The sequence below is a fragment of the Flavobacteriales bacterium genome, assembly GCA_016124845.1.
Classification (GTDB): Bacteria; Bacteroidota; Bacteroidia; order UBA10329; family UBA10329; genus UBA10329.
In genome coordinates, this window is sequence record WGMW01000006.1 from 122359 (window position 1) to 141033 (window position 18675).

At 46.9% G+C, this 18675-nt stretch carries 17 protein-coding genes and 1 tRNA gene; 10 read left to right on the plus strand and 8 right to left on the minus strand.

The window, feature by feature from the left end:
* Positions 1-2: 2 nt before the first annotated feature.
* The 5 genes from GC178_02655 to GC178_02675 form a co-directional block, all read right to left on the minus strand.
* On the minus strand, positions 3-548 hold the full coding sequence (locus GC178_02655) for a hypothetical protein (protein MBI1286457.1): 546 nt from the start codon (positions 546-548) through the stop codon (positions 3-5).
* Positions 545-2110, minus strand: a complete 1566-nt coding sequence (locus GC178_02660; GenBank protein MBI1286458.1) for a S8 family serine peptidase — start codon at positions 2108-2110, stop codon at positions 545-547. Before GC178_02660 ends, GC178_02655 begins: the two co-directional genes overlap by 4 nt.
* Positions 2111-2238: 128 nt before the next feature.
* Positions 2239-2871, minus strand: a complete 633-nt coding sequence (locus GC178_02665) for a redoxin domain-containing protein (protein MBI1286459.1) — start codon at positions 2869-2871, stop codon at positions 2239-2241.
* A 97-nt stretch (positions 2872-2968) separates the two neighbouring features.
* Complete coding sequence (locus GC178_02670) at positions 2969-3661, minus strand: hypothetical protein (protein ID MBI1286460.1); 693 nt, start codon at positions 3659-3661, stop codon at positions 2969-2971.
* The gene (locus GC178_02675; protein MBI1286461.1) at positions 3661-4422 is read right to left on the minus strand and encodes a methyltransferase domain-containing protein; all 762 of its coding nucleotides are present in this window, start codon (positions 4420-4422) and stop codon (positions 3661-3663) included. Before GC178_02675 ends, GC178_02670 begins: the two co-directional genes overlap by 1 nt.
* A gap of 144 nt (positions 4423-4566) precedes the next feature.
* Here GC178_02675 and GC178_02680 point away from each other — a divergent pair, with 144 nt between their 5' ends.
* Together GC178_02680 and GC178_02685 are read left to right on the plus strand one after the other, a co-directional pair.
* Positions 4567-5169, plus strand: coding sequence for a hypothetical protein (locus GC178_02680; GenBank protein ID MBI1286462.1), 603 nt, complete (start codon positions 4567-4569; stop codon positions 5167-5169).
* A gap of 18 nt (positions 5170-5187) precedes the next feature.
* A complete protein-coding gene (locus tag GC178_02685) occupies positions 5188-5568 on the plus strand; it encodes a DUF1987 domain-containing protein (protein ID MBI1286463.1) in 381 nt (126 codons plus the stop codon).
* Positions 5569-5629: 61 nt separating this feature from the next.
* On the opposite strand, the gene GC178_02690 is transcribed toward GC178_02685, so the two are convergent.
* Positions 5630-6442: a purine-nucleoside phosphorylase gene (locus GC178_02690; GenBank protein MBI1286464.1), complete on the minus strand. Its 813-nt coding sequence runs from the start codon at positions 6440-6442 to the stop codon at positions 5630-5632.
* Positions 6435-7448 carry a tetraacyldisaccharide 4'-kinase gene (lpxK, locus tag GC178_02695; GenBank protein MBI1286465.1) on the minus strand — a complete coding sequence of 338 codons (1014 nt, stop codon included), beginning with the start codon at positions 7446-7448 and terminating at the stop codon, positions 6435-6437. Before lpxK ends, GC178_02690 begins: the two co-directional genes overlap by 8 nt.
* A gap of 60 nt (positions 7449-7508) precedes the next feature.
* Here lpxK and GC178_02700 point away from each other — a divergent pair, with 60 nt between their 5' ends.
* From GC178_02700 to GC178_02710, 3 genes are read left to right on the plus strand one after another with little or no spacing between them, the layout of a single operon-like run.
* The gene (locus tag GC178_02700; protein MBI1286466.1) at positions 7509-8603 is read left to right on the plus strand and encodes a Nif3-like dinuclear metal center hexameric protein; all 1095 of its coding nucleotides are present in this window, start codon (positions 7509-7511) and stop codon (positions 8601-8603) included.
* Positions 8604-8606: 3 nt separating this feature from the next.
* On the plus strand, positions 8607-9374 hold the full coding sequence (locus tag GC178_02705) for a hypothetical protein (protein ID MBI1286467.1): 768 nt from the start codon (positions 8607-8609) through the stop codon (positions 9372-9374).
* 59 nt (positions 9375-9433) lie between these two features.
* Entirely contained in the window at positions 9434-10912 is a 1479-nt protein-coding gene (locus GC178_02710; GenBank protein ID MBI1286468.1) for a tetratricopeptide repeat protein, read from the plus strand.
* On the opposite strand, the gene GC178_02715 is transcribed toward GC178_02710, so the two are convergent.
* A complete protein-coding gene (locus tag GC178_02715) occupies positions 10909-12393 on the minus strand; it encodes a hypothetical protein (protein ID MBI1286469.1) in 1485 nt (494 codons plus the stop codon). The two genes, GC178_02710 and GC178_02715, sit on opposite strands and share 4 nt — an antisense overlap.
* Positions 12394-12513: 120 nt before the next feature.
* On the opposite strand from GC178_02715, the gene GC178_02720 reads away from it, so the two are divergent.
* The 5 genes from GC178_02720 (at position 12514) to GC178_02740 (ending at position 18513) form a co-directional block, all read left to right on the plus strand.
* A complete protein-coding gene (locus tag GC178_02720) occupies positions 12514-12819 on the plus strand; it encodes a hypothetical protein (GenBank protein ID MBI1286470.1) in 306 nt (101 codons plus the stop codon).
* A gap of 1428 nt (positions 12820-14247) precedes the next feature.
* A complete protein-coding gene (locus GC178_02725; protein ID MBI1286471.1) occupies positions 14248-15723 on the plus strand; it encodes a proline--tRNA ligase in 1476 nt (491 codons plus the stop codon).
* Entirely contained in the window at positions 15723-16412 is a 690-nt protein-coding gene (locus GC178_02730) for a hypothetical protein (protein MBI1286472.1), read from the plus strand. The genes GC178_02725 and GC178_02730 overlap by 1 nt, the downstream gene beginning before the upstream one ends.
* A gap of 61 nt (positions 16413-16473) precedes the next feature.
* Positions 16474-16545: transfer RNA gene (locus GC178_02735), tRNA-Glu, on the plus strand.
* Between the two features lie 243 nt (positions 16546-16788).
* A complete protein-coding gene (locus GC178_02740) occupies positions 16789-18513 on the plus strand; it encodes a T9SS type A sorting domain-containing protein (GenBank protein MBI1286473.1) in 1725 nt (574 codons plus the stop codon).
* The last annotated feature ends 162 nt before the right edge of the window (positions 18514-18675 follow it).

Below are 18675 nucleotides of genomic sequence, written 5' to 3' on the forward strand. Positions count from 1 at the left end.
AATTACTTCTTACCTCCAGGAATGGTGGCTTTCACCTCAACCACCATATCGGCACGGAAATCAACGCTTTGCGTCATGGTCTCATCGGTAGTGGCGGCCGTGCGCAGCGTAAAACTGCTTTGCGAGATGTACGGATAGAGGTCTGTTCCGGTCACATCAAGCGTCAGCGTGCTCCCAGCATCTGACGGAACTGGGATCTTGCTTGCAATAAGCACTTCCGGTTGCCCATCTGTTTTCATGTAAATGGAAATTTCCTGCAAAAAGCTGAAATCCTCTCCTTGCGGAGAAGTGATGGTAATGCTGAGTGAGGTCAATTTGATGGAATCGATCCAGTCGGATTTCACGCCTTCATCCTCAAACTTCTGTTCGGAATTGGTTGTGGTGGAAGGTGTGGGCAAACTGACCGGGATATCGATGATGCTCGTACTCGGAATGGTGAAATCAGCCGAATAGTTGATGTGGAACGTGCGAAGTTCGTCCAGCACTTTGCAGCCTGGCAGTCCGAGAAATGGAACGAACGCAAGAATGAGCAATAGTCCTTTTTTCATTGCACGATGAATTTGGTTTGATACAGGTGGTTTTCAGTTGCCACATTGAGTGAATAGACGCCCGAAGAAAGCGCGTTGAGGTCGAGGTTCCGCGACCATGCGCTCCGTAGCACCTCTCGACCCGAAACATCCACAACCGTTACATTTTTCACCGCCAGTTGTGCTGGCTTTTTCAAATACAGAACGTCCGAACATGGATTCGGCCACATGGAAATATCCTCTTTTGAGATGTCGGCCACGGCCACATTTCCAAGTGTTCGGAACGCATTGATCCTTCCTGCACCGATCATTCCGCTCATTCCCGGATTCTCCGCGCTGATGTCCTCACAACCTTGCTCTATCCGTTGACGGATCTGTGACGCATTCATGTTTGGGAAATACGATTTTACCAATCCTGCCAAACCTGATACCAGCGGAGTTGCCATGGATGTTCCACTGAGATTTCCGTACGTGTTATTGTTTTCTGGAAGTGTACTGTAGATGCCCACTCCCGGAGCCATCACATCCACAGTGGAACCATAGCTCGAAAATGATGCCTTGGCGTCATTCTCGTCTGTGGCTCCCACACTCACCACCTGCGGGTACGCGGCCGGATAACTCAACGTTTGGTCTCCATCGTTTCCTGCTGCGGCCACCAGCAACGCACCCGAAACAGCCGCTTGCTGCACCACCGTTTTCAGCGTGGCCGCATCGGTAGTTGTTCCCCACGACATGCTGATAACATCAGCGCCAGAGCGCATGGCGTAATAAATGCCATCAATGCCGCCCGTAAGAGCAGCATCCGAATCGCGCCCGATCTTAACAGGTAAAATTTTTATCGAATAACCGATGGAAGCAATTCCCGTGTTATTGTTGGAAACCGCGCCAACAATTCCTGCCACGTGTGTTCCATGAATGAATTCATCATTATTACCCGATGCATTTGCTGGCGGGCGCGGGTCGGCATCATTGTTTGCAACATCATAGCCATGCAGGTCATCTGCTCTTCCATTGCCATCATCATCCAATAATGTAAGGCCGTTCTGTTCTGCCGTGTTCAAGTAAATATTGGCTGAAAGATCCTGGTGATCAATGGAAATGGCATTGTCCAATACAGCCACCAGCACGCTTGACGAACCTGTGGTGAAATTCCATGCTTCCTCTGCCTGTATTTTGGTCAACGCCCATTGGCCCGACTGAAGATCGTTCGGAGTATGTGAAGTGAACATCAGCGGATTCTTCTCTGCATACTCCACGTAAGGCAACGCGCTTAATGCGCTGATCAACACATCAACTTGTGCCACATTCGGAAAGATGACGCGGTAAATGCTGTCAAGTGCAGTTCCTGGCATGGGAAACGGCCGATAAATGCTGTCGAGTCCAGAAGCCGCAAACAGCAGGTCGATTGTAACATTGCCACCTGTGTATCCATCCAGATTGATTGGCGAAGCCCCAGAAAGCTTTAGATGGATCTGTCCGTCAATGGCATTCGGATCTACTGTTTGCGCAAGCAGAACCGAGCTGGGCATTATGAATGAAACAAGGAAGGAAAGCGCGATGGTGTATAAAAATCTCATGAGCATGCTTGGATTAACGATTCGTTTGTTGCACAAGTTACGCGTGTTGCAGGAAACGGTCTGTCGGCAGTTTACTTTAAACACGAAGGCCCGAACGCTGAAGCGTTCGGGCCTTCGCCAAAATTCAAAATCGCTTAGTGAGAAGCCAGATATTCGGCAACTCCTTCGTGCGTGGCTTTCATGCCTGTTGAGCCTTTCACCCAGTTGGCAGGGCAAACCTCACCGTTCTCTTCAAAGAAGGTCAGCGCATCAACCATTCTCAATGCCTCATCAACGTTTCTTCCTAATGGAAGATCGTTTACCAGTGCATGACGCACAGTTCCTTCCTTATCGATAAGGAAAAGACCACGGAATGCGATCATTGGTCCTGTTGCGATCAGATCACCGTCCTCGTCCATGTCATAATCACCGAAAAGCACTCCGTAGTTTGCAGAAATGGTCTTGGCAGTATCTGCTACGATCGGGTAAGTAACCCCTTTGATGCCGCCAGCAGCTTTATCCATTTGCAACCATCCCCAATGTGTTTCCTCTGTGTCCGTTGAACAGGCAACGACAGCCGTGTTCCTTGCTTCAAACTCGGCCAATTTTTCTTGGAATGCGTGAAGTTCTGACGGGCAGACGAATGTGAAATCTTTCGGGTAGAAGAAGAACACGACATTCTTCTTACCGATATATTGATCCAATGAGAAATCAGCTTCAACGGTTCCTCCGTTTACAACTGCTGGTGCGCTGAAAAAAGGTGCTTTTTTACCTACTAATGTTGACATTTTATTCTGTGATTTTTGATTAAAATTCGATTCGTTGGCAAAGATAACAGATAGGTCGGGCCAATGTTCTCTGCCACCATACCATAATAACGGTAACTTAAATTGACACGTACGCCAGCACAAAACCAGCTACAATTGCCGCCAGTTTGCGGATGTTGAATGCGTGTCCTTTGTCTGATTCGAAAATGATGGTGGTGGCGATGTGTAGAAACACCCCGACCAGAATGGCCAGAACAATTCCTTGAAAATTGCCGACCTCAACAACCGAACCTTCCAAAAAATGCGTGATGATTCCTCCCAGCGGAGCCATTAGGCTGAATCCAAAGATGGCCAGCGCTCCCTGTGCAACCGAGAAATGCGCTCCTCGCAGCACCGTTCCCAAAATGAAAGCCACAGGAATCTTATGAATGATGACACCCGTGAGCAGGGAATGATGTTCGTGCGCATGTTCGCCTCCAAAGGGCAAACCTTCAAGCAAAGCGTGTACACCAAGCCCCACGAACAGCGCCATAGGAAGTTCCTTGCCGTGCAACGCATGCGCGTGTCCGTGTTCCATTCCCTTAGAAAGCACTTCGAGCATGATCTGAACCATGAATCCGATCAATACCCAGATACCTGCCTTGGAACCGAGTATCCCGTACGATTCGGGCAGCACGTGAAAAAAGGAAAGGCCAAGCATGAATGCACCGCTGAAGGCCAACGCTATCTTCATATTGGGTTGGCTGATCTTGACAACCCAAGCCAGCATTCCTCCTGCAAAAGCTCCAAACAGTAATATCAACAGTTCCATCAGGCGGCAGTCTTTTTAGCAATAAGTATCAAACGGTCCGAATGCTGCGTGTCAAACCTGTTCAAATTGTAGTCCCCGAAAGTTTCCATCAGCTCCAAACCAGCGGCCTCAAAATAAGCAACGAAATCTTGCAATTTGAGTGCATCTACCTGTTCCTCAAAATCAAGCTCAACGACCTGTCCCGAATTTTCGGGATCACCATCAATAACATGGATGCGTTTGACGATCGTCCCGTCTTCCACGGCACGTGAAATTTCGAACTGAACACCATCGATCGTTCGCTCCTCATAATCAACCAAGTTGGCGATCACCTTTTCCACATTCATAAAATCGAGTATGAAAATACCTTGGGGCTTCAATGCATCAGCCACAGTCGAGATGGTTTTCTGGTCATCGTCTGCGCTATGAAAATATCCAAAACTGGTGAAGAGATTCACCACAAGGTCGAAGTGTTTGGTCCAATAGAGCGAGCGCATGTCGTGAACGAAAAATTCCAATCCATCGCACTCCAATGTTCTGGCCTCCTCAATGCTGTCCTCAGCGAGGTCAATTCCAACCACATCGAACCCATTTTTCCGTAGGTGCAATGAATGACGCCCCTTGCCACAGGCCAGATCCAGCGCGCGGGAGCCACGTGGCAGATCCAAATATGCGGTCAAGCGATCGATGAACCGCTCGGCCTCGGCCTCATCCCTGTTCCTGTAAAGGAGATGATAGTAGGGCGAATTGAACCACGTTTTAAACCAGTTGTGCACGTGCATGCTTTTTGGGGCGGCCAAAAATATTGATTTGAACGGGGTTGGGCATTTTTTTAGATCGGATGGTAACCTAATGCGAGAATGATAGTATAAGATGCGAAACTTGGAAAATCGGGGCTGAAACATCGAATAACCGAATAACAGCTTATGAACCGTAATACAGCTAACCGAGGCGTATTATTGAAAGAGCGAGAAGAGGAGATGAATATTTACGACCTATATCACCGAATGGAGACGAACAAGGTCGTCCTATCGTTCAAAGGTGATGTCACCTCTGAACTGATGTCTTCCATCCTGCAGATAATTGAGCAGCGCATGGACGACATGAATGAAGCGCCAAGGTTGAAGAAGAAAGTATATAACGTACTGGTGGAGTGTCTACAGAACCTCTATCACCACATCGATGAGATTCCCTCCGATTCTGCCAAGAACGGAACAGACCGCTCGGCCATATTCATGATCAGCCTTAACCGAAATGGCTATTCGATCACCACAGGAAACTACATTCTCTCGGATAGAAAAGATTCGTTCAGAGAGCGTTTGGACCGCATCAATTCGCTCACAAAAGATGAGTTGAAAGAACTGTATAAGGAAGTGCTGAACAGCGATGGTCGGTCCGACAAAGGCGGTGGCGGTCTGGGAATGATCGATATTGCCCGCAAAACAGGCAAAAAACTGAACTACGAGTTTGCACCAATGAATGACAAATACTCGTTTTTCAGTCTCAACATAAACGTAGAAGAACAATAATCATAAAACATCGGTAACATGGACTCGATTTTTATAGAAGGAACACCGAAAACGCCCAACGTGAAATTTGATGGTGACACAGGAGCAATCCTATTGAAAGGGCGTTCAATACCCGAAAACTCCATTGAGTTTTACAAGCCGTTGGTAGATTGGTTGGAGGAATACTCCAATAGCCCGAAGTCGAAAACGGTATGCGATATCCAACTCGAATACTTCAATACGAGTTCATCCAAATGTCTGCTCGATCTTTTCAAGAAGATGGAGAACATGAGCAAGAATGGCAGCGAGATCGTGATAAACTGGTACTACGAAGAAGATGATGAAGACATGCTCGAAGCTGGTGAAGATTACCAGAGCATCATCAACGTTCCTTTTAAGATGATAGAAATGCAGGATTGACCCGTTCCCTTTCCCTGCCAATGAAAATGTGAAAGCCTCCAAAATCGGGGGCTTTTCTGTTTTAGAGACTGGCTATCAGTTCCTTCATGATGAGCGTCATTTTCGGCTCAGCTTTCGAGGCCACTTCAATAACGTCCTCGTGCGTTACTTTCACAATCTTGCCAGGCACACCAAGGTCTGTGATAATGGAAACGGCAAAACAGCGCATGCCGCCATGACGAGCAGCTATCACTTCAGGAACCGTTGACATCCCCACCGTGTCCGCACCAACGTTCCGCACGTACATGTACTCAGCAGGCGTTTCCAAACACGGACCGCTCAATCCTGCGTAAATTCCTTCTTGCACTTTTATTCCATTTGCCAATGCAATTTCCTTCGCTTTTGCGATGAGGCTTTTATCATACGCCTCACTCATATCAGGAAACCGCGGTCCGAGCTCTGGGTAATTCCTTCCCATGAGCGGATTGGTCGGAAACAGGTTGATGTGATCGTTCAGGATCATCAGGTCACCGATCTCAAAATCGGGATTCACACCTCCGCTTGCGTTTGAAACCACCACGTCATTTATTCCCAGAGCCTTCATCACCCGAACAGGAAATGTGACCTGCTTCATGTCGTAGCCTTCGTAGTAATGGAAACGACCCTGCATGGCCATTACCGACTTGCCGCCAAGCTTTCCGAAGATCAGTTTGCCAGAATGGCCTTCAACCGTGGAAACAGGGAAATTGGGAATCTCCTCATACGGTACCACATGCTCCGCCTCGATCTCTTTGACCAGACCTCCAAGTCCTGTTCCCAGAATAATCCCAACCTCAGGAGATGCACCCGTCCGCTGCTTCAGGTATGCAGCCGTTTCTTTAATTTTCTCAAGCATGTTTTCCATGTTGCAGTATCAGTATTTCAAACGCAGGCCCTTTTTCAAACAAGAACCCAATATCAATCGGTAAGTAATAAACAGGAATCTCCCCGAATTCACTCAAAAGAGGCGTGTTCATCAATCGAACGGCATCCTTTTCTGTAGTGATAACCGCATCAACGGCCGCGCCAAAACTATCTATTTTTTCCCGCAGCTTTTTGAGGTCAGAAACGGTGTAATTGTGATGATCGGCAAAACTGAAATGTTCCAGCACATTGAAATTCATCCGTACCAATTCCTGAAAACGTTCGGCATTGGCAATACCACAGAATGAAATGATGGTTCCACCCAATTCCAGTTTGTTCGTTCGTCCTGAAATCTGAACTTCTGCTTCCACCACGGTCTTTGTAAGATAGACGTTATCAATGGCAGCCGCTTCCATTCGATCACTCACTCCCGTAATTACACAAACATCAGCACGCGATGCGGAGAACATGGTTTCGCGTAGGGTACCGACAGGCAGTAACCAATTCTGTATGTAGGGCAAATGTGCGGCTGTGACCAGAATGGAAAAACTCGGCTTTACCCAACGATGTTGGAAACCATCATCCATCACCACGAAATCGGGTTTTGGATTTGAAGCTAATAAGTGCTCTATTCCCCTCACACGATTTTCGCAGACCGCAACAATAGCTTCAGGATGCCTTCGCTTAAGTTGCAGCGGCTCATCACCAACATCAACAGCCAAACTGTTCGTTTCAACAATTCTGAAACCTGTGGTTTTGCGACCGTAGCCGCGACTGATCACTGCCACCTTCTTTCCTTTCTGAAGCAACATCCGAACGATGTAGCTGACCAAAGGCGACTTTCCTGTTCCGCCTGTTTCGAGGTTTCCCACGCATATCACTGGAACATCAAATTCTTTGGATGGAAGAATGCCAATGTCGAAAAGCAAGTTGCGCACGGTGACAACGATCCCGTAGATAATGGCGAACGGCCACAGCAGATGTCGGTACCAAGGCATCGGGGTGAAGATAGAAACGAACCCGTCATTCTTCTTAATATTGCTTCAAATCGAAAAGAGATGAAAGCAGCCGAGGTGATTGATTTTTTGGAACAGCTGGCACCACCATCGCTTCAGGAGAGTTACGACAATTCAGGATTGTTGGTCGGAGATTCTCGAACTGAAGTGACAGGAATTCTGGTGAGTTTGGATTGCACCGAAGACGTGGTTGAGGATGCCATTTCGCAAGGCTGCAACCTAATCGTTTCCCATCATCCGATTGTTTTCAGCGGCCTAAAGCGGCTGAACGGCAAGAATTACATCGAACGCACGGTGATGAAAGCCATCAAAAAGGATGTGCTCCTTTACGCCATCCACACCAACTTGGACAACGTAATTGATGGTGTGAACAAACGCTTTGCAGAACAACTCGGTCTGGAGAACACGCGCATTCTTCAACCCAAAAAGCAATTGCTGAAGAAGGTGGTGACCTACTGCCCTACCGAACACGCGGAAAAAGTGCGAACGGCCATGTGCGATGCCGGTGCTGGCCAAATCGGCAATTACGACCAATGTTCTTTCAATGTCAATGGAACGGGGACTTTCCGTGGAAATGAGAACACCAACCCGTTTGTAGGAAACAAAGGTGAAATCCACTCCGAAAATGAAGTGAGGATTGAAACAGTTGTTCCTGAATTTGCGGTGAAATCGGTGCTGAAAGCCATGCAGGAAGCACACCCTTACGAAGAAGTGGCCTTCGACATTTATCCGATGGAAAACCTCTGGAAAGAGGTCGGTTCTGGAATGGTCGGTGATCTGCCAAAGGAAATGGATGCACTGGAGTTTTTGAAATCTCTCAAAACCAACATGAAAACGGATTGCGTCCGTTACACGCTTCCACATAAGGAGAATGTAAAACGAGTTGCCATTTGTGGTGGATCGGGCAGCTTTCTTCTCAGCTCCGCAATCGGTGCTGGAGCCGATGTTTTCGTCACTGGCGACTTCAAATACCATCAATTTTTTGATGCTGAAAACCGCATCATCATTGCCGACATCGGCCACTACGAAAGCGAACAATTCACCATTCAACTTTTAGCAGAAAAACTCGCAGAGAAATTTCCTACCTTTGCACCCCGTTTGTCAAGAGTGAAGACAAACCCGATAAACTATCTATAGAGCATGGCCACAAAAAAAGCTACAACCGGTTCGGATTTCACAGTTGAGGAAAAACTGAAAGCGCTTTACAATCTTCAGAAGATCGATTCTGAAATTGACCGCATCCGCACCATCCGTGGAGAGCTTCCATTGGAAGTTCAGGATCTTGAAGACGACATCGCAGGTCTTGAAACACGTTTGCAGAACCTTACCGATGAAGTGAATGCATTTGAAGATGCAATCGTTCAGCGTAAGAATATGATCACGGATGCACTTGCAGCCATCAAGAAATATGAGGAGCAGCAAGGAAAAGTGCGTAACAACCGTGAGTTCGATTCTTTGAACAAAGAGATTGAGTTCCAGAACTTGGAAATCCAACTTTGTGAGAAGAAAATGAACGAGTTCAAGGCAAACATTGAGGCCAAGAATGAGTTGATCGAGACAGCAAAAACAGCCTTGGAAGAGCGTCAGAAAGATCTTGAAGCTAAGAAGGCTGAACTTGACTCTATCGTTGCCGAAACGGAGAAGGACGAAGCTAAATTGGTGAAGCAATCGAAAGATGCAGAGAAAGTGATCGAAGACCGTCTGTTGACCGCTTACAAGAGAATCCGCGGAAACTCGATCAACGGCTTGGCCGTTGTGAAGATTGAGCGTGGTGCCTGTGGTGGTTGCTTCAACGTGATTCCAGCACAGCGAATTCTTGACATCAGCTTGAGAAAGAAGATCATCGTTTGTGAGCATTGCGGTCGCGTGCTTGTTGACGCTGAAATCGATGGCGAAACAGAAGGATAAAACCTGAATGGTTTGAATATTGAAGGGGATTCGCTTTGAATCCCCTTTTTTTGTACCTGATGTTCCGCACAATCATCGCACTACTGTTGAGTCTTGGACTTTCACTGAAAGCCCAAAGCCAGCATTTTACTGTTAACGATGATTTTCAAGAAGCCTATTCCCTCCTACTCGACCTAAAGTTTGTAGAAGCAAGCGAACGTATTCAGAAACTGAAAACGTCCGATCCGAACAATTTTTCCGCACGCTATCTCGAAGACCTTTCAGACTTCCTTTTCATAGTAGTTACCGAAGACCAGCAACAGTTCGAACTGCGTAAAGAACTGCGTTCGGAACGTTTGAAAGCATTTGACCGACTTCCTGATAATTCACCTTACAAACTTTTGGCCGAAGGCGAATTGCATCTGCATTGGGCATTTTCGATGATGCGATTCGGAGAATACTTGAACGGTGCTCGAGAGATCAACAAGGCTTTCCATCTGCTGGAAAAGAACATGGAGAAATACCCTGATTTCCTTCCCACATATAAAGGAATGGGGCTGCTGCACACGCTTATCGGTACTGTTCCCGACAATTACCGTTGGGCTACCAAACTTATGGGCGTGGACGGAACCATTTCGCAAGGCGTGGGCGAAATGGAAATGGTCATCAACAAAACAGAAGGAAAAGAAACTTACCATAACCTGCGCAAGGAAACCTTCTTTCTGTTGAGCTTCCTGTACATCAATCTATTGAATGATGCGGATGGACTGAACAGCATTGCCGAAAAAGTGAAATTGGAAACGGGACCGTTGATGGATTTCGCTAATGCAAGTCTGCTTAGAAAAGCGGCCAAAACGGATGATGCCATAAAAATCTTGGAAGCCGCAATCGAAGGCCGTAAAGCTTTTCCATACTTGAATTTCCTTCTTGGCGAAATGAAACTCTCGCGTATGGACAAAGACGCAAGCATCAATTTTCGTGAATACATCAAGTCCTTCAAAGGCAACAGTTACCTGAAATCTGCGCATCAGAAAATGGCGTGGCAGGCACTTATTCTCACGGGAGATGAGAATATGTACAGAAAGATCATCTCAAGTGTTGATGGAATCGGAAACACCATGCTGGATGAAGACAAGTCTGCTCAGAAGGAATTTGAATCGGGCATTATTCCGAACAAGACATTGCTCAAAGCGCGTTTGCAGTTCGATGGCGGCTACTATCGCGAAGCATTGAACACGTTGATCAACTCACCGAAGGGAAGCATCCAAACGAGTGATGAGCAATTGGAATTCACCTACCGTTTGGGGCGCATCCACCACGAATTGGGCAACCTGAGTGAGGCCATCAACTACTACAAACTCACGATAGAAAGTGGCGCAGAGAGCAAACGCTACTTTGCCGCCAATTCATCTTTGATGCTCGGTTACATCTACGAACAACAAGGCAAGAAAGATATGGCTCTAAAAGCCTTTGAAACGTGTTCAGATTTCGATAATTCGGAATATCGGAACAGCATCAACCAAAAGGCCAAAGCAGGAATTCTGAGACTTCAGAATTAGAAACGGAATCCAACCGTTGTGGTGATGTTGTGGCTCGTTGTAACCACCTTCGCAAGAGGCGTGTAATCGGTATTGTACACCTCGTAGCTATTCACGTATCGGTTAAGACTGTAGGTCAGATCAACGAAGAACCTTTTAAGTCTGAAGCCTGCACCCAACGAATAGCGCGTGTTGTCGAAGTTGAATCCCAATTTGTAAGGATTACCGAAAATGGCGAAACCTCCGCGAACGCTGAAGGATTTGATGCGCCATTCGGTACCAAAACGAATGTTACCAGCCCAATTGAGTTGACTTCTGACACTCGCATTTTCTGCATTGAAACCATAGCTGCTTGAACGGAATTTCGCCAGTGAGTAGTTCACATATTCATAATCTGCGGAGATGATACCGATCTTACCCACCACGAAACCCAAACTTCCAATAGCACGGAAAGGCGTTTGAAGACGATAATTGAACGCACCATCCAAAGTGGATTGGGTATAAGTGGTGTTCAACAGATTCGCCACCATCGTAGATTTGAACTTCTCTCCGATGCTGTACCACGTTGGCGAATGGATGGAAGCTCCCAGACGCAGCCACTTCACTGGACGATAGATCATACCGAATTTCAAATTCAATCCTGTACCCGTAGCTTGCAGATAATCCGTCTTTGTGAATGAGTTGAAGCTGGTTATCGAATCACTTCCACCACTTTCCGTATAAGCTCTTTGCACCTCATAGCTCAACCTTGGAATACCGATAGAACCACCGACATAGAGAGCATTCCCAAAGTTTCCACCGAAAGAAACCGCAGCCTCGCCCATTCCGCCCTTGGTTACTTCTTGTACCCGCTGCGACTCTCCATAACTTGGCAGTACGTTTCGAATGTATCTGTTTGTAGAACCTTTCACCGTATCGATAAGAAAGGTTCCCCAACCCATGTAAGCGTTGGTGAACTCCCCTGCTGGAACCAGATCTGATGAAGGAATGTCGGTGTAAGCTGTGCCGCTATTGTTCAGCTGATCGACCCACGGATCAATGGCCGAACTATTGTTATTTACGCCCGCAACAATTGTGTTTCGATTGAAATTGGCGGTCCGATTGTATGTCACTCCCAAGTGAAATGCCTTCCAAGCCCATTGCTTGTCCTCGCCCCTTCTTCTACGGAACCGAGCCACAAAACCTGCATTTGTGATGTTGAAATTGGCCTTACCGTCTGTGCTGGTCGTACCAAGATACGCTGCGGACGTTCCAACTGATGAAATATTCAATGAGACGGAACCTGTGCTTTTCGCAAACACACCGATACCAGCTGGGTTCACCATCATACTCGACATATCGCCACCAAGCGCACCGAACGCACCACCCATTGCCGAGTAACGGGCCGTGCCCATCACATCCAACTGCGAATACCTTAAGGCGTCCAGTTCATTTTGCGCGTAGCCAGAAACCGTCATCCCAACGGCTCCAAGCAAGATCAAAAGCCTTTTCATTCCTTTCATGACTCATCGATTATGGTCTTCCGCCTCTGTGCATGCCTCCGCCTCCCATGGAACCACCTCCGAAGGATCCACGGCTTGGGCTTGAGAATCCTCCACCACCGCCAGGGCTTGAAAAGCCAGATGAGCGGTTCGGGGAAGAGAATCCTCCACCAGAAGGTCCTCGGTTTGGACTTACGCCTCTTGAAGGAGGACTGTAGTTCTGAGACGGTGCCTGATAATTTCTTGAAGGCGTATTGTAATTCCTTGATGGTGCCTGATAGTTGCGTGAAGGAGCATCATAGTTCCTCGAAGGAGATTGATAATTTCTCGATGGAACATTCTGCTGCCCATTGGATGGCCGTTGATATTGCGTGTTCGGGCGAGATTGCTGCGGCCGATAGTAATCATCATTCGAATTGCGGTTGTAGCCATTATTACCGTAGTTAGGGTTTGACCGCTGTATGTCGCGGTAAACATTTCCACGGTTTTGCTGCGCGGAAGAGCGAGCTGGCTGACGATTGTCAATCCTCGTGGCAGGGTTTCCACGGTAATAGGTATTTGAACGCGTAGCAGAAGAAGTTGATTGCACCCTACTGCGAGATGGCACACTTGACACCTGTTGGCGATCTCGTGCAGAAGCAGAAGCCACCTGACGGCTGCTTACGTTCGTAGCACGGTCAGAAGAACTGCGTTGATACGGGTTCGTCTTTTGCACTGTTTGCGTTGCGGCAGTTGCCCGTTGCTTCGAAACATCGGTTGTGGTTCTATCAGCGGTTGTCTTAGACACACCAGCTGCGGCCTGGTTCTGAACATTTGCCTGATCTGCACGGACCTTGTAACCATCCAAGTTTGCGGCAACCGCTTTGCCGTCCTTGGTTCCGAGTACATTGCCTACGTTGGCATGAGCTACTTTTCCTTCTTGGGCGGCCTTATTATATGCTGTTCCTAACGAGGGTGTTGAAGAACCTCGGTAACCAGACCCGATCGTACCACCCGATCCCGTAGAACCTCGGTGACCGTAGTAAATGTTGCTGTTACTGTCGTAGGTATTGTAGTAGCCTCCGTAGCCATAGCTTCCGTAGTAACCGTTGTAAAGGCCATTATAGTAGCCGTTGTAATAACCATTCCAGTAAGGGCTTCCCCAACCGTATCCCATTCCGTAGCCGTACATGCCATAGCCGTAACCCATTCCGTAGCAGGCGGGCATGTAGTACGGACTGTTCCATCCCCAGCCCGAATTCCATCCTCCATAGCCGTAACCTAAACCGAACGACCAGCCCCAGTTGTTTCCGTACCAACTGTAGCTTGGCCAGTAACCTGAGTAGATGCTCGTTCCCCAGTAGTAAGGGTTATTATTGTAATAGTACATGTTGGTGTAGTACGGAGAGTAGTAGTTCCAACCGTAGTTGTTGTTCTGAAAACGTCTGATGCGGGAAGCATAGGCGTAATCGTTATCGTTGTAATAGTTCCCGTAGTAATTATTGTTGATGATGGTATTTCCATTCGTATCCGTGTAGAACTGCGAATTGGACTGATAGCCGTTGCTATTGTTGTTGTTCTGCGGATTGTAACCACCTTCGGGATAGTAATCATCCACGGTCGAGTAACCATCGAGCGGAGAAGTTGTGTCCGCCTGCACTTCCTGAACTGGAGGCGCCTGATAGATATCATCGTATATTCCATCGTCATCCTGCGCAGCAGCAGTAAGTGCTAAGCTCCCGAACAGGACAGCGAGATAAAGATGTTTGAATGATGCGCGTTTCATGGCTATATGACTTTTACGTTCGTTCATTTTATAAGACAGTCAGCGTGGCTTAATGTTTAATTTTGGCCGTTCGCAAAACCTGATACAAATCAAACAAACATCATACCAAAATGGCGAAGGATTTCACTTCACGTGAGGAGGATTATTCCAAGTGGTACAACGAACTGGTGATGAAGGCCGATCTTGCCGAAAACTCGGCCGTCCGCGGCTGCATGGTCATAAAGCCTTATGGGTTTTCCATTTGGGAAAGCATGCAGCAGGAACTCGACCGAAAGTTCAAAGCAACGGGACATACGAATGCCTATTTCCCGCTGTTCATTCCGAAAAGCTTTTTTGCGAAGGAAGCCGACCATGTGGAAGGTTTTGCCAAAGAGTGTGCCGTTGTTACCCATTATCGTTTGAAAAATGGCGAAGATGGCGGCATTGAAGTGGACGAGGATGCACGCTTGGAAGAGGAATTGATCGTTCGGCCCACATCCGAGACCATTATTTGGAACACGTACCGAAATTGGATCCAGAGCTATCGCGACCTTCCCATTCTGGTGAACCAATGGGCAAATGTTGTGCGTTGGGAAATGCGCACACGACTTTTTCTGCGCACGGCAGAATTCCTTTGGCAGGAAGGCCACACGGCACATGCCACCAAAGAAGAAGCCATTGCAGAGGCAGAACAGATGATGAATGTTTATGCTGATTTCGCGGAGAATTTCCTTGCCATTCCGGTTTGGAAAGGCACCAAATCGGCCAACGAACGATTTGCCGGTGCCATTGAAACCTACTGCATTGAAGCGTTGATGCAAGATGGGAAAGCGCTGCAAGCAGGCACTTCGCATTTCCTCGGGCAGAATTTCGCAAAGGCATTTGATGTGAAATTCACAGGTCAGGATGGCAAACAGGATTTCGTCTGGGCAACTTCGTGGGGCGTATCAACGCGTTTGATGGGCGCATTGATCATGACGCATTCGGACGACAACGGCCTTGTACTTCCTCCGAACTTGGCTCCTTTCAAGGTTGTCATCGTTCCTATCTACAGAAAAGAAGAAGAATACAATTTGGTATGCGAAAAGGCGCGCGAGATAAAAGCGCAGTTCGAAGCGAAAGGAATTACCGTGAAACTGGATGACCGCGACACGCACAAACCAGGATGGAAATTCGCGGAGTATGAATTCAAAGGCGTTCCCGTTCGCATCGGCCTTGGGCCTCGCGATATTGAAAACGGCACTCTGGAAGTGGCGCGCAGAGACACATTGACGAAAGAATCTGTTTCGCAGGATGGAATTGAAACCTATGTGGAAAATCTGCTGAAGGAAATTCAAACCAATCTGTTCCAAAAAGCGCTGAAACACCGTGAAGAGAACACCACTCCTGTAAGTTCTTGGGATGAGTTTAAAGATGTGCTTGAGAATAAAGGCGGTTTTCTTTTGGCGCATTGGGACGGCACACCTGAAACAGAGCAAAAGATCAAAGACGAAACCAAAGCTACTATCCGCCTCATACCTTTGGAAGACAAATACAAAGTGGCTGGAAAATGTGTTTTCAGCGGTAAAGACTCGAACCAGATCGTAGTGTTTGCAAAATCCTATTAATGGATCAAAAAGAGCAATATCAGTCAATTGTCAGATCCCTGAAAGAAAAGAGCACCTACAAGCATGAAGTGCTCAACAAGACCAAAGAGTATTTCGAAACATTCAAATCTGAAGCTGAAAAACTGGCTGATGAACTCTGCAAGGAAGTCGATTGCTTGGAAGGAATCGATGTGAAATTCACACACAAAGGTTCTTTTCAAGGTGAGATACAGTTCGGTGAAGACCTGTTGATCTTCTTCCTGCACAATGATGTTTTCGACTTCGACAAAAGTCATCGCGTTTGGAAGACATCTTATGTGGAAGCAGACCGAATGCGTGCATACTGCGGCATGATCAGCATCTTCAATTTCCTGAACACGTCATTCGAAATGAACCGTTTGGAAGATATGGGTTATCTGGTCGGCCGGTTGTTCATCAACAAAGAGGGGCATTATTTTGTGGAAGGCAAAAAGCAGCTCGGTTTTCTGTACAACGATTTTGGAAGTGAGACCATTTCGCCAACAGCATTCCGCTCCATCATTATGTCAGCTATTCTTTATTGCCAAGAATTCGACCTGCTGACGCCTCCCTACAACGCCATGAGCGAGCTTCAGGTAGGTCAGATGATCGACATTACCAACAAAATGAGCGTGAAAACAGGCAAGCGTCTCGGCTTCCGTTTCAGTTCAGAAACCGATTCGGACGAATAATTTTTCGGACGCTGAATTTCGTTTTAGAGAAAATTTTACATTTGCACTCCGTTTCCAAAACGGCCCGTTCGTCTAGGGGTTAGGACGCCAGGTTTTCATCCTGGTAGCAGGGGTTCGAATCCCCTACGGGCTACTTTAAAACCCTCTTTCCAGTTTGGATTGAGGGTTTTTTAATGGTCTCGTAGTAATTCACGTAGCAATTTCAGGTACAAAAAAGGGGCTTTTGCCCCTTTTTGCACTCATCCCTCCATTTTCTTGATTGATTTTGAAGGCTTCAATATCAAGGTCTGTCATTCAAAAGCGATATAAATGTGTGAACGGTGTTTGAATTGATTTGCTTTAGTAGATTAGCAAAATAATTTCAACCCAATTTGTTATGAAACTAATTATCAGTGGTATTCTACTTGTTTTCCAAACACTATTTTCCTATGCTCAAACCACAATCCCAGGAGGCACCGTGTCTGGCATCTGGACCCTTGGAGGTTCCCCGTATGAAGTTGAAGGAAGCATAATGGTGCCTGATGGAGAAACGCTGACCATCGAACCTGGTGTTGAGGTGTCTTTTCAAGGTCACTACAAACTTCTTGTTTTAGGACGAATACTGGCCGTAGGTACGGTAGTGGATTCCATTTACTTTACTGCTTCCAATACCGTTGACGGCTGGTATGGTATGAAGTTCGATGGCACACCAGCCAGCAACGACACATCTCGCCTAAGCTACTGTAGTTTACGCTGGGGGCGGGCAAATGGGAGCAATAATGACGGGTTTGGCGGAGCCGTATTTATGAATAACATTACCAAACTGGTTGTTTCAAATTGCACCCTCAGAAACAATTGGGCCTTGTATGGTGGAGGCATTGCAAGCCTCAATAGTATATCTAAGATTGTTAATTGTAAGATTAGTGCAAATACATACGCTTCGGATGGTGGCGGTATTTACACAAATGGAGGGACTTCTATTATTGGGAATACCATTTCAGGAAACAGCAGTTTCAATTCAAATGTAGAAGGTGGCGGATTATGGTGCAGCCATGCAGTGGAAATTATGGGGAACACAATTAGTAACAACACCACAAACGGTGGCTACGGTGGAGGAATAAACTGCGTAGGATGCAGCGGGAGCATTATTGGGAATGTAATTTCGTACAACTATGACAATACCGCTGGAGGTGGTATTCGGCTCAACAACGGTAGCAGCCCAGAGTTTTCAGGAAATTTCGTCTGCAACAATTCTACTGATGCTGGCGGTGCCGGGATGATGATCTCTAATCAGAGTGATCCGGTGATGAACAACAATGTCATAGCTAATAACCACGAAGAATCTACATACGCCTACGCAGGTGGAGCCATGCTTCTTTGGAATAGCAACCCGATCATTACCAACAATACCATTGTTAATAACTCAAGTTCAACTACAGGAGGTGGAATATTCTGTCATGAAGGAAGTTCTCCAACTTTTACAAACTGCATCTTATATGGCAACGCGTCAGATGATGAAGGTGATCAAGTTATGCTTAATGATGAGCAGAGCGATCCAAACTTCTATTACTGTAATATTGAAGGAGGCACGGCTGCTTTCGGACTCAACGGAAATTTCTTTACGGGTACTACTAGCAACAATTTCGATAGTGACCCTCTTTTTCTAACTCCCAGCAGTGGAGTAGGAACATCTCATGATGGGTATACTGCAAACTGGTCGTTGCAGCCAAACTCTCCTTGCATAGATGCTGGCAATCCTGTTGGTAGTTACTCCGCTTTTGACATTGCGGGAAACCCACGGGTTTTGAACATCATTGATGTAGGCGCATATGAAGGAGCCTCTACGGTTGGAATGACCACGGAACCTGACCTCATAGATGTGTCTGTTTTTCCAAATCCAACTATTAACGTCTTTACCATAAGAATGAATGAGCGAGCTCATTCAACCATTCAAATTACCTTGACCGATGCTAGCGGAAGACTCGTTTATCGAAACGAAACGAATGAGCAGTTTGTTGAAATAGCCACCAGCAATTTTGTGGGTGGCCTGTATTATTACAGCCTTATTAACCAAGAAGGAACTGAACTGAGTCGTGGAAAAATGGTTGTTGTAAAGAGATAGAAACAACTAACCACAACAACCGTAACTGATGCACAACCCCCATCCGCGTCAGAAGTTGACCGCAAATAAGCCCCGCTGAGGGGCTTTTTTATTGGCTGCACATTTTCAGTTCCTCAGAAAATGGGGGTCGGACAGGGGCTCAAAATGCCCCATATATGCCCT

Excerpts from the sequence above, each read along its gene's own strand:
- GC178_02675 (MBI1286461.1), bottom strand. The coding sequence starts at position 4,422 with ATGCACGTGCACAACTGGTTTAAAACGTGGTTCAATTCGCCCTACTAT.
- GC178_02705 (MBI1286467.1), top strand. The coding sequence starts at position 8,607 with ATGGCCACAAAAAAAGCTACAACCGGTTCGGATTTCACAGTTGAGGAA.
- GC178_02660 (MBI1286458.1), bottom strand. The coding sequence starts at position 2,110 with ATGCTCATGAGATTTTTATACACCATCGCGCTTTCCTTCCTTGTTTCA.
- GC178_02665 (MBI1286459.1), bottom strand. The coding sequence starts at position 2,871 with ATGTCAACATTAGTAGGTAAAAAAGCACCTTTTTTCAGCGCACCAGCA.
- GC178_02655 (MBI1286457.1), bottom strand. The coding sequence starts at position 548 with ATGAAAAAAGGACTATTGCTCATTCTTGCGTTCGTTCCATTTCTCGGA.
- GC178_02715 (MBI1286469.1), bottom strand. The coding sequence starts at position 12,393 with ATGAAAGGAATGAAAAGGCTTTTGATCTTGCTTGGAGCCGTTGGGATG.
- GC178_02680 (MBI1286462.1), top strand. The coding sequence starts at position 4,567 with ATGAACCGTAATACAGCTAACCGAGGCGTATTATTGAAAGAGCGAGAA.
- GC178_02740 (MBI1286473.1), top strand. The coding sequence starts at position 16,789 with ATGAAACTAATTATCAGTGGTATTCTACTTGTTTTCCAAACACTATTT.
- GC178_02670 (MBI1286460.1), bottom strand. The coding sequence starts at position 3,661 with ATGGAACTGTTGATATTACTGTTTGGAGCTTTTGCAGGAGGAATGCTG.
- GC178_02685 (MBI1286463.1), top strand. The coding sequence starts at position 5,188 with ATGGACTCGATTTTTATAGAAGGAACACCGAAAACGCCCAACGTGAAA.
- GC178_02730 (MBI1286472.1), top strand. The coding sequence starts at position 15,723 with ATGGATCAAAAAGAGCAATATCAGTCAATTGTCAGATCCCTGAAAGAA.
- GC178_02690 (MBI1286464.1), bottom strand. The coding sequence starts at position 6,442 with ATGCTTGAGAAAATTAAAGAAACGGCTGCATACCTGAAGCAGCGGACG.
- lpxK (MBI1286465.1), bottom strand. The coding sequence starts at position 7,448 with ATGCCTTGGTACCGACATCTGCTGTGGCCGTTCGCCATTATCTACGGG.
- GC178_02710 (MBI1286468.1), top strand. The coding sequence starts at position 9,434 with ATGTTCCGCACAATCATCGCACTACTGTTGAGTCTTGGACTTTCACTG.
- GC178_02700 (MBI1286466.1), top strand. The coding sequence starts at position 7,509 with ATGAAAGCAGCCGAGGTGATTGATTTTTTGGAACAGCTGGCACCACCA.
- GC178_02720 (MBI1286470.1), top strand. The coding sequence starts at position 12,514 with ATGAGCGGTTCGGGGAAGAGAATCCTCCACCAGAAGGTCCTCGGTTTG.
- GC178_02725 (MBI1286471.1), top strand. The coding sequence starts at position 14,248 with ATGGCGAAGGATTTCACTTCACGTGAGGAGGATTATTCCAAGTGGTAC.